The organism is Mobilibacterium timonense (assembly GCF_900155555.1).
Taxonomy (GTDB): domain Bacteria; phylum Bacillota; class Clostridia; order Peptostreptococcales; family Anaerovoracaceae; genus Allobaileyella; species Allobaileyella timonense.
Genome location: NZ_FUHN01000007.1, coordinates 244,730 through 261,764, shown reverse-complemented (window position 1 = coordinate 261,764; position 17,035 = coordinate 244,730). Strand labels below are relative to the sequence as shown.

11 protein-coding genes are annotated in these 17,035 nt (G+C 50.6%); 5 read left to right on the top strand and 6 right to left on the bottom strand.

Features of this window, described 5'->3' with window-relative positions:
- Window positions 1-107: 107 nt before the first annotated feature.
- From argF to BQ7382_RS04145, 3 genes are all read right to left on the bottom strand, one after another.
- Window positions 108-1,118: an ornithine carbamoyltransferase gene (argF, locus tag BQ7382_RS04155; protein WP_330618676.1), complete on the bottom strand. Its 1,011-nt coding sequence runs from the start codon at window positions 1,116-1,118 to the stop codon at window positions 108-110.
- 12 nt (window positions 1,119-1,130) lie between these two features.
- Complete coding sequence (gene argH / locus BQ7382_RS04150) at window positions 1,131-2,504, bottom strand: argininosuccinate lyase (RefSeq protein WP_077390877.1); 1,374 nt, start codon at window positions 2,502-2,504, stop codon at window positions 1,131-1,133.
- 64 nt (window positions 2,505-2,568) lie between these two features.
- Window positions 2,569-3,810, bottom strand: a complete 1,242-nt coding sequence (locus BQ7382_RS04145; RefSeq protein WP_077390876.1) for an argininosuccinate synthase — start codon at window positions 3,808-3,810, stop codon at window positions 2,569-2,571.
- A 283-nt stretch (window positions 3,811-4,093) separates the two neighbouring features.
- Here BQ7382_RS04145 and BQ7382_RS04140 point away from each other — a divergent pair, with 283 nt between their 5' ends.
- Together BQ7382_RS04140 and cls are read left to right on the top strand one after the other, a co-directional pair.
- Window positions 4,094-4,918, top strand: a complete 825-nt coding sequence (locus tag BQ7382_RS04140; RefSeq protein ID WP_159437217.1) for a PhzF family phenazine biosynthesis protein — start codon at window positions 4,094-4,096, stop codon at window positions 4,916-4,918.
- Between the two features lie 23 nt (window positions 4,919-4,941).
- Entirely contained in the window at window positions 4,942-6,522 is a 1,581-nt protein-coding gene (gene cls, locus BQ7382_RS04135) for a cardiolipin synthase (RefSeq protein ID WP_077390874.1), read from the top strand.
- A 29-nt stretch (window positions 6,523-6,551) separates the two neighbouring features.
- Here the strand turns inward: cls and sstT are convergent, their stop codons facing one another.
- On the bottom strand, window positions 6,552-7,820 hold the full coding sequence (sstT, locus tag BQ7382_RS04130) for a serine/threonine transporter SstT (RefSeq protein WP_077390873.1): 1,269 nt from the start codon (window positions 7,818-7,820) through the stop codon (window positions 6,552-6,554).
- 229 nt (window positions 7,821-8,049) lie between these two features.
- Between sstT and BQ7382_RS04125 the strand changes: the two genes are divergently transcribed.
- From BQ7382_RS04125 to BQ7382_RS04115, 3 genes are all read left to right on the top strand, one after another.
- Window positions 8,050-9,987, top strand: coding sequence for an FAD-dependent oxidoreductase (locus BQ7382_RS04125; RefSeq protein WP_077390872.1), 1,938 nt, complete (start codon window positions 8,050-8,052; stop codon window positions 9,985-9,987).
- Entirely contained in the window at window positions 9,987-10,295 is a 309-nt protein-coding gene (locus BQ7382_RS04120; RefSeq protein ID WP_077390871.1) for a 4Fe-4S dicluster domain-containing protein, read from the top strand. The genes BQ7382_RS04125 and BQ7382_RS04120 overlap by 1 nt, the downstream gene beginning before the upstream one ends.
- Window positions 10,296-10,482: 187 nt before the next feature.
- Window positions 10,483-11,757, top strand: a complete 1,275-nt coding sequence (locus BQ7382_RS04115) for an O-acetylhomoserine aminocarboxypropyltransferase/cysteine synthase family protein (RefSeq protein ID WP_077390870.1) — start codon at window positions 10,483-10,485, stop codon at window positions 11,755-11,757.
- 275 nt (window positions 11,758-12,032) lie between these two features.
- On the opposite strand, the gene BQ7382_RS04105 is transcribed toward BQ7382_RS04115, so the two are convergent.
- On the bottom strand, window positions 12,033-13,439 hold the full coding sequence (locus BQ7382_RS04105; protein WP_077390868.1) for a sodium-dependent transporter: 1,407 nt from the start codon (window positions 13,437-13,439) through the stop codon (window positions 12,033-12,035).
- Window positions 13,440-13,804: 365 nt separating this feature from the next.
- The gene (locus tag BQ7382_RS04100; RefSeq protein WP_077390867.1) at window positions 13,805-17,035 is read right to left on the bottom strand and encodes a transglycosylase domain-containing protein; all 3,231 of its coding nucleotides are present in this window, start codon (window positions 17,033-17,035) and stop codon (window positions 13,805-13,807) included.

Here is a 17,035-nt window from a genome sequence, read left to right as displayed (position 1 = left end):
ATCATAACGGCAAATCGTCTCCATGTGCCGCGCTGATACGTCCCTTTTTCATAGTTCCATCCGTCGATATGGTCATGTATCCACCACTTCAAAGCAGTGAGATCCTTCTATATATCCAGCAGGGTGGCCGCCATCATGGCCTTGATCGTGTGCATCCTGTTTTCTGCCTCGTCCCACACGATCGACTGAGGGCTCTCGAACACCTCGTCAGTGACCTCGATGGCGTCTATGCCGAACTTCTCGTAGATCTCACGGCCATTGATCGTGTCCAGGTTGTGGTAAGCCGGCAGGCAGTGCATGAAAACCGTGGAATCCTTTCCCGTGGCCTTCATGAGGTCCGAAGTCACCTGGTAGGCCATGAGGTCGCTGATCCTTTCCTTCCAGATCTCGTCCGGTTCTCCCATGGACACCCACACATCGGTGCTGATGACGTCCGCATCCTTTACAGCCTTGTAAGGGTCCGGCTCGTGTGTGATGGTGCCGCCGCTCTTTTCTGCGAGCTCCTTGCAGATCTTGAGTATCTCGCTGTTCTGAAGGTATTTTTCAGGGCAGCAGGCGGTAAAGTCCAGGCCGAGCCTGGCACAGCCGATCATCAGGGAATTCCCCATGTTGAAGCTGTTGTCTCCCATGAAGACGAATTTTATTCCCTTCAGATGGCCGAAGTGCTCTTTTATTGTAAGCATGTCGGCGAGGATCTGGGTAGGGTGGAATTCATCAGTAAGTCCGTTCCACACTGGAACTGTGGAGTACTTCGCCAGGTCGTTCACCACGTTCTGACCGTATCCGCGGTATTCGATGCCGTCGAACATTCTCGTGAGCACCCGCGCAGTATCTGCGATAGACTCCTTTTTTCCAATATGAGAACCGTGGGAGTCGAAGAACGTCGCGCTCATGCCAAGATCGTTTGCAGCCACGTTGAAACTGGAAAAAGTCCGAGTGCTGTGCTTTTCGAATATCAGGGCTATATTTTTCCCCTCGCACATGCGGTGGGGAATGCCGGCCTTTTTCTTAGCTTTCAGCTCCTCAGCCAGATCCAGGAGCCCCAGTATCTGCTTTTCGTTAAAATCCAGGAGTGTGAGGAAATCCTTACCCTGGATGCCTATCTTCTCTGTTGCCACTTTTTGCTCCTTTCACAGAATGAAGTCCATTACATAGTCGATCTGCCTGTCGATAGAGGCAGGTGAAGGGCCGCCCTGAGATATGCGGCTGGAGGTACAGTATGCCAGGTCGATCTTTTCGTAGATGTCCTCCTGGAAAAGGTCGGAAAGCTCTTTGTACTTCTCCATAGGTACCTGGTTCAGGGTGATGCCCTCATGTGTACACCAGGCGACGAGGTCTCCGGTGATCTTGTATGCTGTCCTGAAAGGCATGCCCTTTTTGGTCAGATAGTCCGCGAGATCCGTTGCGTTGATGAATCCGTGTCCGGCGGCCTTCAGCATGTTTTCAGGAAGGACCTTCATGGTCCTGATCATTGGAGCGAAGACCGTCAGGCACATCTTGACCGTGTCAATTGCGTCGAAGACAGCTTCCTTGTCCTCCTGCATGTCTTTGTTGTAGGCGAGGGGAAGTCCCTTGAGCATCGTCAGCATTGTTACGAGGTCGCCGTAGACGCGGCCCGTCTTGCCACGCACCAGTTCAGCTATGTCCGGGTTCTTTTTCTGAGGCATGATGCTGGAGCCGGTGGTAAACGAATCGTCGAGCTCGACGAACTTGAACTCCCAGCTTGACCAGAGGATCAGCTCCTCCGAGAACCTGGACAGGTGCATCATCACGGTAGCCATGGCGCTGAGCAGCTCTATGCAGAAATCCCTGTCGGAGACTCCGTCCATGCTGTTCATGGTGATCCCGTTGAATCCAAGTGACCTTGCAGTCATGTATCTGTCTGTATTGTAGGTGGTGCCGGCCAGTGCACAGGATCCGAGGGGATTGTGGTTCATCCGCTTAACGCAGTCTTTGATCCTCGTTATGTCCCTTGTGAGCATCATGGCATAGGCAAGGATGTGGTGGGCAAAGCTCACCGGTTGTGCCCTCTGAAGGTGAGTGTAACCAGGCATGATAGTGGTCTTGTGTTCCTGTGCCTGATCTATGATCGCTTCCAGTACCTTGCTGATGAGCTGTATGATCTCGCCGCTCTCATCCCTGAGGTAAAGCCTGAGGTCTGTTGCGACCTGGTCGTTCCTGCTCCTTGCGGTATGGAGCCTCTTTCCGGACTCGCCGATCCTGCTGGTGAGTTCGTTTTCTATGAAGGTGTGAATGTCTTCAGCCTCCTGGTCGATCTCCAGCTTTCCCGCATCCAGGTCGTCCAGAATGTCACCAAGGCCGTCAATGATGGCATCGGCATCCTTCTGGGATATTATCCCCATGGCTCCCAGCATGGTCGCGTGGGCCATGGATCCTCTGATGTCCTGTGAGTACATTCTGGAATCCACATGTATCGACGAATTGAAGTCGTCTGCATTTTTATCCAAAGCCTTATGAAGGTCTCCTGCCCACAGCTTGTCCATATCCTTACCTCTGCTGATAACCTGTACTGTAACGTTTTTCTTTCTGTTTCTCGATCTGCTTGTTCTACTTGTTCTCGTTTGCTTTGTTGACCATCGCCTGTACGGAGAGTGGGAGTCCCCAGAGATTTATGAATCCCTCGGCGTCCTTCTGGTCGTATACGTGATCCTCGTTGAAGGTGGCGATCTCCTCGCTGTAGAGGGACCAGCTGCTCCATACTCCGGCCTTTATGATGTTGCCCTTGTAGAGCTTGAGCTTGACCTTTCCTGTGACGTGCTCCTGTGTCTTGTCCACGAATGCGGACAGAGCCTCCCTGAGAGGAGAGTACCACTGGCCGTTATAGAGGAGCTCGCCGAACGTGATGCTCAGCTCGGCCTTCTTGTGCTGGGTCATCTTGTCCAGGCAGATGGTCTCCAGATACTCGTGGGCCTTATACAGGATCTCTCCTCCCGGTGTTTCGTATACCCCGCGGCTCTTCATGCCGACAAGACGGTTTTCCACGATGTCCAGGATGCCGATACCGTTCTTTCCGCCGATCTCGTTGAGCTCAAGGATGATCTCCTTAGGAGTCATTTTCTTGCCGTTGAGTGAGACCGGAGTTCCCTGTTCGAATTCCATCTCGATGTACTCTGGCTTGTCAGGAGCCTGAAGAGGGGAGACGCTCATCTCCAGGAAGCCTTCTTTTTCGAGCTGAGGTTCGTTTCCCGGATCCTCGAGATCCATGCCCTCGTGGGACAGGTGCCAGAGGTTCTTGTCCTTTGAGTAATTGGTCTCCCTGCTGATCTTGAGTGGAACGTGATGAGCCTCTGCGTAGTCGATCTCCTCATCCCTGGATTTGATGTCCCACTCCCTCCATGGGGCGATGATCTTGATCCCCGGAGCGAAGGCCTTGAGGGTGAGCTCAAAGCGGACCTGATCGTTTCCTTTTCCAGTGCATCCGTGGCAGATGGCGTCGGCTCCTTCGGCGATGGCTATCTCTGCCAGTTTCTTAGCGATGACAGGCCTTGCCAGTGCCGTACCAAGAAGATATTCCTCGTACTTGGCACCCGCCTTGACTGCAGGGACGATCATGTCGTTCACGAATTCATCGGTAAGATCTTCGATGTAGATCTTGGAAGCCCCGGACTTGATGGCTTTCTCCTCCAGACCATCCAGCTCGCCGGTCTGTCCCACGTTTCCGGAAACGGCTATGATCTCGGGATCGTTGTAGTTTTCCTTGAGCCACGGGATTATAACGGAGGTGTCAAGTCCTCCGGAGTATGCGAGTACGATCTTCTTGATATCCTTCTTGGAATTCTGTGCTGTCATTTTAGTTCCTCCTGGTAAATTCCTTCTTATTCATACCGGCTGAGCAGGTGTTCTGCAGTCCGGAGCTGGTTACGTGGTAAAGTGTTGCTGCAACTTTGTGGTATGATTATAAAACTTTATGAATATGTATGCAACAGGGAGTTTTATGAAAATACACAAAATATTGTATATATGCATATACAATTTGATATCTGATATTAATATAACCGTTTTTATTGTGTACTTTATGGAGCTGCTAATGTAGAATGGCGGGAGTTATATGTTGAAGAAAGGAAGCGGACATATGAAACAGTACGTAGTTGATGTCTTTTCCCAGAGACCCTTCCAGGGGCGCAGCGTTGCCGTCTGCATCTACGACGAAAGCGTCGGTCATGATCTGATGGAAAACATCGCCAGGGAGAACGGGTCCACAGAGACCGCATTCATCCGTCCTCTCAGTGAGAGCGGGGAGCCGGAGCACTGCACCAGATGGAAGATACGCTGGTATTCGCCGTCTGGTGAGATGAGGCTGAACGGCGGAGCAGCCTTTGCCGCGGCTTATGTGATCAGGAGATACTATTCTCCAGATGATGGAGACATCACATTCAGACATTCAGGAGGTGAGATCCTTGTCTCTGCAGGAAAAGACGATCCCGAGATACTTTGCACCTCACTGCCGGAAGCGCCGCTCCGTGAGTTCGATATAACTCAGCAGCTTTCAGGAGCTCTAGGCGTGAGACCTCAGCATTGCTTCATGGGAGGCGATCTCTTCTGCGTTTTGAAGAACAAAGAGGAACTTGGATCGCTTTCCATCGACAGAGCTACGGTGGAAATGCTTCCGGGAGAGCTTCTCCACTGCACGGCACCTTCCGATGAAGAGGGGACAGATTTTTTCCTGCGGTCGTTCAGCCCTGTAAAATACGAAGAAGAGGTTGGCACTTGTCCCGCGGCGCTTACAAGGCTTGCACCATACTGGTCAGAGGTTCTCGGAAAAGACGAGCTGCGTGTCAGTCAGCTTTCGTCCAGGACCGGAAAGATGACGGCTGTGGTGACAGACGGAAGCGTGAAGATCTCGGGCAGGGCATCTCTCTTTGCGGTTTGTGATATACTTACTGACAGACTGGTGTAGATCATTAACAACTCATATTGATCATGGATTTAAAGAATTATTCTGACCTTACAACTGAAAACAAATACGAAGTCAAGAGCAGCGTATGGCGACTCATCACAACGGTCATTCTCCTAACCATCCAGATCTACCTCATAATAAGGGTTGCATACAGGCTGACCCATTATGCCACATGGGTGCACACGGGAGTCACTCTTCTCACTCTCATAGTCGTGATGACCATATTCGGCCGTACCGACCTGAACTCGGCGTATAAGACCCCGTGGATCATGCTGATAATGGCTTTTCCTATCCCGGGCCTCTGCCTGTATTTCCTCTCGGGGACCCCGACCAAGATGTACAGGATGAAGCGGAGATATCAGAAGGTAGACGATTCGCTTTTTCCTCTGGTTCCCCAGGATCAGGAAGTCATGGACGACCTCAGGGAAAAGGATGTTTCTGTGTCCAACATATGCGGCTACGTAGCCAGGTATGCGAGGTATCCGGTGTATAAGAACACTGATGTGACGTATTATCCTGATGCTGTAGACGGACTGGAGGCACAGAAAGAAGAGCTGAAGAAGGCGAAGAGATTCATCTTCATGGAGTATCACGCCATCGAAGATAAGGAATGTTTCCAGGACATCAAGGAGATACTGATAGAGAAGGTAAGGGAAGGGGTAGAGGTACGACTGTTCTACGATGATGTAGGCAGCATCGGATTTATCAATCCGAATTTCGAGTACAGGATGGAGGCACTAGGGATCCAATGCAGGGCCTTCAACCCGGTTACTCCTATTATCAACATTTTTATGAACAACCGTGACCACAGAAAGATAACCGTCATCGACGGCAAGGTGGGATTTACCGGAGGCTATAACCTGGCCAACGAGTACTTCCACATAACAGAGCCATATGGCCACTGGAAGGACACCGGCGTGAAGCTGGAGGGGGACGCCGTAAAAAACCTAACGGTTTCTTTCCTGGAAATGTGGAACAGCGTCAGGAAGAGAAACAGTTCAAATGACACGTCCTACGACAAATATCTCCCGGATATCGAATATCAGGGAGAGGATGAGGGCTTTGTGCAACCATATGGAGACAGCCCGCTGGATCACGAGCAGACGGGTGAGAACGTATATATGAGCATCCTGAAGGATGCAAAGAGGTACTGCTATTTCATCACTCCATACCTTGTTCTCACGGACGAGATGCAGAGAGAGATGGAGATGGCCGCCAAGCGTGGAGTGGATGTGAGAATAATAACTCCTGGGGTGCCGGACAAGAAGATAGTTTATCTCGTGACACGTTCGTTCTATACGAGACTGTGCCAGAACGGAGTAAGAATACTTGAATACACCCCAGGATTCTGTCATGCGAAGATGTGCGTATCAGACGATGAGATCGCCACAGTAGGTACCATCAACCTGGATTACAGGAGCCTGTATCTCCACTTCGAAAATGGCTGCTTCATGTATGACAGCAAGGCGGTCATGGACGTGAAGAAGGATTTTCTGGAGACCTTCAAGCATTGTGATGATGTCACAATGAGATACAGCATACGCAGGAGCCTGCCCATCAGGATAGTCCAGTGTGTGCTCAGGCTCCTGGCGCCGCTTTTGTAAATACATTAATGATATCGATATATGCCGATCTAGATGCCGACTTTTCTGGTTCCACCCAGGAATGTCGGCAGTTCTTTTCCTTCCTTTTCCCACATCCTGTACTCTGCAGTGGCTGCCCAGAACACGTCGCCGGAAGAATTGAGAGCAGTCTCCATGGAATCCTGGATGACTCCCACGATGAATCCTACTCCGACGACCTGCATGGCAATGTCGTTGCTTATCCCGAAAAGGGAACATGCCATCGGTATCAGCATTAAAGAACCGCCGGCGACGCCCGATGCCCCGGCAGCCGAAAGTGCCGCGAGGACGCAGAGCACTATGGAAGAGGCCATGTCCACCTTTATTCCCAGGGTGTTGCAGGCCGCCATGGTCATCACGGCTATTGTAATTGCTGCCCCGTTCATATTGATGGTCGCTCCGAGGGGTATGGATACGCTGTACATATCTTCGTCCAGTCCGAGTTTTTCACAGAGCTTCATATTTACAGGTATGTTAGCTGCCGAAGACCTGGTGAAGAAGGCCATTACAGCTGATTCCTTGATGCATCTCATGAGGAGCGGATAAGGGTTCCTTTTTAATATGAGGAAGCATACAACAGGATTCACTATCAGGGCGGCTACCAGCATGCATCCTACCAGGAGCAGGAGAAGTGAACCGTAATCCTTGAAGATCGAAAGTCCGTTCTGGGAAACGTTTGTGAACATCAGGCCGAGGATCCCGAAAGGAGCCAGGTTGATGATCCAGCGGACCGCCTGTGAGACCGCGTCTGAAATGTCTGTCATGAAGCGGCGAGTATTATCTGAAGCGAATCTTTTAAGTGCGATGCCGAGGATGACCGCCCATGCCAGTATTCCGAGGTAGTTTGCGTTTACCATGGCGTTTACAGGATTGTCTACGATATTCATGAGAAGGTTGTGGAGAACTTCCGAGAAACCGCTCGGCGGGGCGATGTCGGAAGATGCCGACTTGGCGAATATTATTTTTTGCGGGAATATCTTGCTGCCCACCACGGCTGTGACTCCGCCCAGTGTGGTACCAAGGAGATACAGGCCGATGACCATACCGAATCTTCTGTCCATGGTGCTGCTGCTCTGGCATAGAGAAGCGGTGACGAGAACGAAGACCAGGATAGGCGCCGCTGCCTTAAGAGCACCTACAAAAAGGTCCCCCAGTATCCCGAAGCCTGTGAGACCCGGGGCGAGAGCACCCAGCGCCGCGCCGATGACCAGACCGATGACTATCCTGAGTATCAGGCTGGTATCGTTGTATTTCCTTGCGATTCCTTTTAAAACAGACATGTAGTATCCTTTCACATAATTATCTGTTGCAATCAACACCAATTTTTGATGCTTTTCTAACTTTTTAACAATATCATATATTTTTTGATATTCCCAACGAAATTACTAAAGATAATATATTTTTGAGCATAATTACGATAACTGGAATTGATAAAAAACATATTGCAAAATGCACAATAAAGTCGTATCATCTTGGTATCAAATAAACTCGGATATGGAGGAGAGGATCATGAGCGAAATCAAATGGCCTTACTCGAACGAATTCGGCCAGGAAGAAAATGTAGAATCTGATGTTCTGGTACTGGGCGGTGGAATTGCAGGATGCTTTGCTGCTCTGGCTGCAGTCAGACGTGGTGAAAAGGTGGTCCTTGTGGAGAAGGGGGCGACCGTGAGGAGCGGATCCGCCGGCACGGGGTTCGATCACTGGGAGTCTGCGTGTACAAATCCTTGCTCCAAGGTCACTTCAAAAGAGATCGCCGAGGCCTATGTTGACGAACAGGATCACCTGTCAAACGGGATAGCCCACTACATAACATGCGAAGAAGGATGGGACAGACTGCTGGATATCGAGGAGATGGGCGGCAAGATAAGGGACACCGAGGATGAGTTCAAAGGCGCTGAGTTCCGCGACGACGAAACAAAGCTCATGTTCGCCTATGACTACGAGAACAGGTTCACGCTGAGAGTGTGGGGACGCACCTTCAAGCCTGCACTTTACAAGGAACTGAAGAGGCTGGGCGTAAAGATATACGACTACACGGAGGCCACGGCGCTGCTGACCTCTGAAGTCGATGGGAAGAAGAGGGGAGCCGGAGCCATCGGCATGGACACACACACAGGAAAAATCAAAATTTTCCATTCCAAGTCTACTATCATGACTATGTCCAGACCGGCAAGGATCTGGCTTTTCAACGCCGATCTGCCCGGGCTCTGTGAATTCAGGCCATTCAATTCGATAGGATCCGGACATGCAATGGGCTACAGGGCCGGCATGGAATTCACCATGATGGAGAAAAGCGTGAGAGCAGAGTTTTCTGCTGCAGGAGCCAGCTTCCCTCCATACAGCGCAGGCAACAATCACAACACCTGGTATGCCTGCACCATGGTGGATTCGAGAGGCGTGGAGATACCATACCTCGACCGTGACGGCAAAGTCCTCAAGACGGTATCCGAAAGGTATTACCCTGTTAAAGGTCAGAAGTTCTTCCTTAAAGGAGGAGTTATCGATAATCCGAAGTATGAATACAGAGGCCCGGAGACCATGCCTTTTGACGAACTCATGAAGAGAGGATACAAGCTTCCATTTTATGCGGACATGTCAAGGATGCCTGAGATGGAAAGGAAGGTCATCTGGGGAATGATGATAGGCAATGAGGGAAAGACCAAGGTGCCTGTGCTGGATTACTACGACGACAGGGGGTTTGACCCTGCAAAAAAAGCCATGCAGGTATATGGGACAGGCTGGACGTCGGCTTCCTTCTCGGATGACGAGAGACAGCTTTTCGGAGCTCCGGGAGGGATCATTACCGACTGGGATCTGAAGACCAACATAGATGGTATCTATGCAGCAGGAGATCAGCTGTACGGATCCGACTGTGCCGGATTTGCGGCTTCTACAGGTTATTACGCCGGCAGAAAGGCCGCGGCCTATGCCTGCGGGGTGGAACTCGCCGACTACGACAGAGAGCAGGTGGACAGGGAAATAGAGAGGCTGTATGCACCTATGTACGTAGAGGAAGGCTATTCCTGGAAGGAGCTCAACTGGGCCATCGCCAAGTGCATGAAAAACTACTGCGGCGCCATCAAGAACGAGGCTCTTCTGCTCCAGGGACTTGATCTTCTGAACAGCTATAAGAAAGACATCGTTCCAAAGCTTTCATGTCACAACACGCACGAGCTGGTCCGGACACACGAAGTACTGGATATTCTTCAGGTGGCAGAGATCATTCTGGAAGCCTGCCGCATGAGAAAGTCCAGCTCCGAGACACTGTGCTTCACGCGAAGCGATTATCCTGAGATGGATCCACCTGAGGATCATCATTTCATTACGATCCATCAGGAGAACGGCAAAGCAGTCAGGGGAGATGTGGATCTCGACTACTTTGGAGATCTCAAAACGGAATATGAAAAGCGCAACCAGGATTACATCAACGGAGGTAAGAGATAATGAAGAAAATGAATGAGCTTCAGGTTTCTATCGTGCCATGCAGTGCTGATCCGATCCGCTACGACCCGGACAAGTGCATAGGATGCAATACCTGTGTCAGGACCTGCCACTGCGATGTCCTGCTGCCGAGCACGGAAAAGGGGGAGCATCCCATCGTTGCGTGGCCTGGTGAATGCTGGTACTGCGGTGCATGCGTGCTTCAGTGCCCGGTGCCGGGAGCCATACGGCTGGAGCATCCGCTTATGAACAGAACGAAATTCGTGGACGCCATTCCCGAGCCGGAAGACGATCCATATAAGTCTTATTGACTATGCCTTTCATGCCTTCGGGGGATGCCGCCAGAGTGCGACACCCCCGATATTCTTTTTTTGCAGCAATATCGAAGTTAAAATATATTATTCAAATAGCCGCTCATAGTGTAATATAAATGGGTATTTGAAATATGGGGAAGTGTGATATTCGGGCTTTCACACTTCAGAAGGGAGTTGTTTTATTATGAGGCAGGAGACAAAATGCATTCAGGCCGGATATGAGCCGAAGAACGGTGAATCGAGAATGATCCCTATCATCCAGAGCACCACTTTTAAATACGACACCAGCGAGGACATGGGCAAGCTATTCGACCTGGAGGCCTCGGGATATTTCTACACGAGACTTCAGAATCCTACGAACGATATGGTCGCAGCGAAGATCACCGCGCTCGAAGGAGGCACTGCGGGGATGCTCACATCCTCCGGTCAGGCCGCCAATTTCTTTGCTGTATTCAACATCGCCCAGGCCGGCGATCACGTGGTCTCATCCACCGCGATCTATGGCGGGACCTACAACCTTTTCAACGTGACCATGAGGAAAATGGGCATCGACTTCACTTTCGTCGAGCCAGACTGCTCTCCTGAAGAGCTGGAGGCTGCCTTCAGGCCGAACACGAAGTGCGTCTTCGGAGAGACCATCTCCAACCCGTCGCTGGCGGTCTTCGACTTTGAAAAGTTTTCAAAAGCCGCTCACGACCACGGTGTCCCACTCATCGTGGACAACACTTTTGCCACACCAATAAACTGCAGGCCTTTTGAATTTGGTGTTGATATAGTCACTCATTCCACGACGAAGTATATGGATGGCCATGACGCCACGGTAGGCGGATGCATTGTTGATTCCGGTAAGTTCGACTGGATGGCCCACGCCGACAAATTCCCGGGCCTCTGCACGCCTGACGACTCGTACCACGGCATCACCTATGCGGAGAAATTCGGTCAGGAGGGCGCCTTCATCACCAAGGCGACCGCTCAGCTCATGAGGGACTTCGGATCTATTCAGTCTCCAATGAACGCGTACCTCCTCAACCTGGGCCTCGAGTCACTCCACGTAAGGGTGAAGAGGCACTGCGAGAACGCTCAGAAGCTGGCTGAGTTCCTCGAAAATCATCCTAAGGTATCCTGGGTCAACTATCCCGGACTGCCATCCAACAAGTACCACGAGATGGCTAAGAAGTACATGCCTGACGGCACATGCGGCGTGATCTCTTTCGGGGTAGAAGGGGGTAGAAAGGCCGCTGAGGAGTTCATGAAGCACCTCAAGGTAGCCATTATCGCCACACACGTTGCAGACGCCCACAGCTGCGTTCTGCACCCGGCTTCGTCCACACACAGGCAGCTGACGGACGATGAGCTGGTAGCGGCCGGAGTGGGGCCTGACCTCATCAGGTTCAGCTGTGGCATCGAGAACATCGATGACATAATCGAGGATGTCTCAAGTGCTCTCTATGAGATCTAGAGTGTATCCTGAAAAAAGATAATGTCGCACCGCCCGCTCTTGCGGAAACTCGTCGGTGCGTGGCAAGAGGGCAGGGGAACAGACCTTGTCCTTTTTTCGTGTTCTGATGATGCTCTTTTTAATCGTCGGGAGATTTGTCATTTTAGATCAGAGCACGGAATTTCCGAACAGAAAAAGCGCCTCGGACGGATCCGAAGCGCTTCTCCTAGCTTTGATTTTTTTTGGATGTAAAGTAGTAAATTTGATTGATTAGCTATTGATAATACCTTTGTGGTTTAGCCCCAGAAGGACTTGATCTGACCGTATACGATCATTGCCATGAAGATAGGTCCGAGCCACTTGATGCAGAAGTCGTAGAAGCCCTTTGTCTTGAACACTCCGCCAGGAGCAGAAGAGGCTACTTCGTCGTCAACATAGTGAGGAACTACCCATCCAAGCAGGATAGCCATGATCAGTCCGGTGAGCGGCATCAGGATTCCCTCTGCCAGGCAGTCCCAAACGTCCAGAACGCTGCCCTGTCCGAAGAGGTGGAACCAGTTCATCTTTGGGTTTCCGCCCAGGCAGTCGAATACTGTCAGGAAGTTGCCGATGAACGCTACTGCGCACATGATCGAGGATACCACTACTCTGTTTGCAGACTTTCCAGCCTTGATCCTGGAGTCCAGGATAGCGGAGATTCCGGCCTCCATCATTCCGATGGAAGAGGACAGTGCTGCGAAGAATACCAGCAGCCAGAACATGAGCTGGAAGATCTTTCCTGCGAATCCCATGCTCTGGAATACAGTCGTCATGGAAATGAACAGGAGTCCAGGACCTGCTGTAGGCTCGAGACCGAAGGCGAATACTGCAGGGAAGATAGCCATTCCTGCGAGTACAGCTACCAGAGAGTCACCAGCGGTGATGATGGCAGCGTCCTTCTCCAGGTTCTCCTTCTTACCCAGGTAAGAACCATAGGCGATGATGCATCCAGATGACAGTGACAGTGAGAAGAACATCTGTCCTCCTGCCAGTGATACTACATCGAAGAAGCTCTTCTTCCACATCGTCAGATCAGGGCTGAACAGGAACTTGAGTCCAGGACCAGCTCCATCCAGTGTGCAGGATCTGATAACTACGATGATCAGAAGGAAGAACAGGGCAGGCATTGCGACCTTGCAGAAACGCTCGATTCCGCCGGATACTCCTCCGAATACGATGACTGTCGTCAGCGCCAGGAAGAGGACCATCCACATAATACCCTTTCCAACCTGCTCAGGGCTGATCATTGCTCCAAACATTGCGCCAGGATCCATGGACTCGATATCTGTGGTATTGGAGAAAAGTCCGATTACAGAATCTACCAGGTACTTGGTGATGTATCCGCCGAATGTGCAGTAGAACGCGATCAGGAACCAAGGAACGGCTGTCTGGAGTACACCGTTGAAGGTGAATCTGTGATCAGCTTCCTTGTAAGCCTCGATGGCGGCCTTCTGAGTCTTACGTCCGAGTGTGATCTCGGAGAGCATCAGAGGGTAGCCAACAACAATTGCCAGGATGATGTAGATCAGCAGGAATGCAAATCCGCCGCCGATACCCATCTTGTACGGGAATGACCACAGGTTGCCCAGTCCTACGGCTGAACCAAGAGAGGCCATCAGAAAACCAAAGTTGGAATTAAATTGGCCTTTATTGTTGTCTTCCATAGTTACCTCCATATAATGAATAACCAAAGCCTTTATATGTATGAATTATAAGACGGCGGGTTTGTGTTGTCAATATGAATGAACGCGTCACAGAACTGAAATAGCCGCATCACACAACAATCACTTTATGCATGATTTCTCAGAAAACAGGTCAATTTCAATGCTTTGTGAGAATAGGACAAAATGAGGGGTGGATTCTGTTTGCGGATTACTAATATGATCCAAAAAATATCCCGCATAGCGCACGAATGATATTTTCTTAACATGGTGAATATAAATTCATATTTCACCACACAAAAATACACCGGCAAACGAATGCTATGAGCGTTTGCCGGTGTATCTGTTATTCTGATGTTCTATTCGCTTTACGGAGTAGTGCCTCCTCCGGTATTACCGCCAGTGCTGCCTCCGGTATTACCACCTGTATTGCCTCCGGTGTTTCCGCCAGTACTTCCTCCGGTATTACCGCCAGTGCTGCCTCCAGTGTTTCCTCCGGTGGCCCCTCCGGTGTTTCCGCCAGTAGTCTCACCGGTATTGCCGGATTCCTGAGTAGTGGTCTGTTCCTCAGTTGTAGTTTCTTCCGTGGTTTCTTCTTTTGTCTCACCACTCATTACGAGTTTCTGCTGACCGGTCTCTGTACCCTTTGTGAAGTATTCGCCGTTGGATTTTATGACGTCCGAAGGCTGCTTCTTGTATGAGCCCGTCTTGGCCTTCGGTATCTGATTCATGATCTTTCCCCAGAGGGCTGCAGCCATGTTTGACATGCTGGACATCTTGATGTTCACATCGGATCCGATCCAGATAACAGCAGCATAGTGAGGGGTGAATCCGTCGAACCAGATATCGTAGTTGTCACTGGTGGTACCCGTTTTACCACCTGCCTGCACTCCCGAGAGGGCAGCAGGGGATCCGAGTCCATTGGTGACTACCGACTTGAGCATATCGGTCATGATCCACGCAACGCCCTCATCCAGAACCTTATGGGACTTGGATTTCGACCTCAGTATGACCTTACCGTTCCTGTCCGTGACCTTTGTATAGGCGATGGAATCCTTCCTAACACCTCCGTTAGGGAAGGAAGCATATGCCTGTGCCATCTCCAGAGGTTTCACGCCCTTTGTAAGTCCTCCAAGAGCAAGGGCTGCCGCGTTCATATCGTTAGACGCTGCAGACGAGTCTGTGACCAGGGTCGTCAGGCCGAATTTCTTGGCCATCTTCGCAGCATAATCATCTCCGACCTGCTGCTCGATCTTGACGGCGCAGGTGTTGATGGACTGCTGGAGGGCCTGTCTCATGGTAACGGATCCAACAAAGTTGTTCTCCGCATTCTTAGGCCACTGCTTGCCGTTGAAGTACAACGGCTCGTCCACGATGGTGGATGCTGCGGTAAGATAATCTCCGTAACCGGATGTTCCCTGTTTAGAGTTGCCCACATTGTGATATGTATACTTCTGGCCTTCAGCCTGAAGCTCGTAGCTCTTCTGAAGGGCAGCGCCGTAAACAGTAAGTGGTTTGATAGAGGAACCGGACTGCCTTGTGTTGATAGCTCTGTTGTAGAGCTGACGTCCTTCGACCTCACGACCTCCTACCATGGCCTTCACCTGTCCTGTGCCGACCTCAACGATGACCATTGCGGCCTGAGGCTGTATCACCTTTGAAGGGAGCGAGTACACGTCCGGCGTAAGAGTGATGGTGTCACCGTCGATCTTGATCTTGTTAGGATTCTCCTTGAAGTACTTCGCCGAAATGACGAGGTCATCATTCTTGTCCAGCTTCTTGTATTCAGCAGGGATATTGATATATCCGCCCGGATATACGGTCAGGGTCCCGTTGTCCATGACATACGTCTGCTTGAATTCGAGACTGTAATCTACGACTCCATTCGATTCGGTCCTGTATATATTCAGGCGATGGCCTCTCTTTATAGTAACAGAACCGTCGCTGTTCACGGTAGCTTCGCTGCTGCTCAGCGTGAAGTTGCCGCTGTCATCGAAGAAATTGCTGTATTTATAAAGCACAATATTGCCGGAAGAATCCAGGATGTTGTTGTTTCGGTCGTAACTGATGTTCGTCAGGTACGGGAAGTTGGATGAATCGCTGAACTCCTTCACTATGGTGCTCTGAGCAGTGGAATCCATGGTGGAGTATATGTTCAGCCCGCCGGTGTAGATCATCCGGTTCGCTTCATCTTCCGTAATATCGTATTTATCCATGAGATCCTGCTTTACCTCGTCGATCATGTAGTCGGTGAAGTAGGAGTCATCGCTGGAGTCAGTCTTTATGTCAGGATTGATGAAGTCGATAAGCGCCTTACTGTATGCTTCATCGTGCTGTTTCTTTGTTATATAGCCCTGCTTGTACATGAGATTCAGGCATGTCTCACGCCTGTCCTTGGAGGCGTCGTTGGCAATATACGTGTTAGGCTCTCTCATGATGATGTTGGTGTCGCCCTCGGTAACAGAGCTGCTGTCTACGAGCTTCACCAGAGCATAGCTGTCAGGGGCCTGAGGCAGAGCGGCAAGGGCGGCACACTCCTCAAGGGTGAGGTCCTCAGGATCCTTTGAAAAGTAGGAGTGGGCGGCCGTTTCGATTCCGTAGTTGCCGAAGCCCAGATATATGGTGTTGAGATAAGCTGTGATTATCTCCTTCTTAGTCAGAGCGTGCTCGATCTGGCTGGCGTAATACATCTCGATGACCTTACGCCTTATGCTCCTCTGGCTCTTGATATTCGGCAGGTAAACGTTCCTTGCCAGCTGCTGTGTGATCGTGCTGGTGCCGGAGATGGCTCCCTGTCCCGTTATTGACTGGAAAACAGCACCGATCATTCTCGTCCAGTTGAAACCGTTGTGTTTCCAGAAGGTCTTGTCCTCCAGGGCTACGAATGCGTTGATGCAGTTTTTCGGGATCTCATCGTATGAAACGAATTTCCTGTCCTCGGTGTAGTAGACGTTGTCGACAGCATTGCCTTCATCGTCGTATACCGTAGAGCTCTCAGCGATATTGTCATATATCTTGGTCGGATCTATCTTAGGAGCCATGCTGATGACCACGAAGCAGTAGATGAAGAATATGAGCATCAGAATGAGCATCAGTACGACCAGGGTACGGAGAGTCCTCAGCGGGCTGAACAGGTATGCCGTGTTCTTGACCGATTTTCCGTTCACGGTGATATGATCGCCGGCTCCAGGTGTATAGTCGGGGTTCTCTTTCTTGAAAAGAAGGGTGAACCACTCCTTGAAATTTTTCCGGGAAAAGCCTTTTCCGTGTTTCATGAATGACGACTTGCCGGAACCATGTCGCTGTTTTTGTTTATCTTTCAGTTTCTGTCCTCTCATCTTTTCCTTCTCGTAACGCTTCGACGCTCTGTCGAAAGAGTTCATTTTTCTCTTTGCCTTTCTGTCGCTGTCTGTGACAGAGGAAAAGTCCACTCCGTGTTCGGACCCCATTATGAGATCATCGTCGGTGGAGCCGTCCTTTTCACCGACAGACTTTATGCCGTCTGCATCTATTTTACCGGAATCAGGGTCATCGAATTTCGAAAGAAACTCATCTATATCGTTTCCTTCTTTATCTCTGATGTCGTCTTCCTTTCGCAT

What these genes read in the sequence shown, in the direction of transcription:
- BQ7382_RS04140 (WP_159437217.1), top strand. Translation starts at nt 4,094, where the DNA reads ATGAAACAGTACGTAGTTGATGTCTTTTCCCAGAGACCCTTCCAGGGG.
- BQ7382_RS04115 (WP_077390870.1), top strand. Translation starts at nt 10,483, where the DNA reads ATGAGGCAGGAGACAAAATGCATTCAGGCCGGATATGAGCCGAAGAAC.
- BQ7382_RS04120 (WP_077390871.1), top strand. Translation starts at nt 9,987, where the DNA reads ATGAAGAAAATGAATGAGCTTCAGGTTTCTATCGTGCCATGCAGTGCT.
- cls (WP_077390874.1), top strand. Translation starts at nt 4,942, where the DNA reads ATGGATTTAAAGAATTATTCTGACCTTACAACTGAAAACAAATACGAA.
- BQ7382_RS04105 (WP_077390868.1), bottom strand. Translation starts at nt 13,439, where the DNA reads ATGGAAGACAACAATAAAGGCCAATTTAATTCCAACTTTGGTTTTCTG.
- BQ7382_RS04145 (WP_077390876.1), bottom strand. Translation starts at nt 3,810, where the DNA reads ATGACAGCACAGAATTCCAAGAAGGATATCAAGAAGATCGTACTCGCA.
- BQ7382_RS04125 (WP_077390872.1), top strand. Translation starts at nt 8,050, where the DNA reads ATGAGCGAAATCAAATGGCCTTACTCGAACGAATTCGGCCAGGAAGAA.
- argH (WP_077390877.1), bottom strand. Translation starts at nt 2,504, where the DNA reads ATGGACAAGCTGTGGGCAGGAGACCTTCATAAGGCTTTGGATAAAAAT.
- sstT (WP_077390873.1), bottom strand. Translation starts at nt 7,820, where the DNA reads ATGTCTGTTTTAAAAGGAATCGCAAGGAAATACAACGATACCAGCCTG.
- BQ7382_RS04100 (WP_077390867.1), bottom strand. Translation starts at nt 17,035, where the DNA reads ATGCGAAAGGAAGACGACATCAGAGATAAAGAAGGAAACGATATAGAT.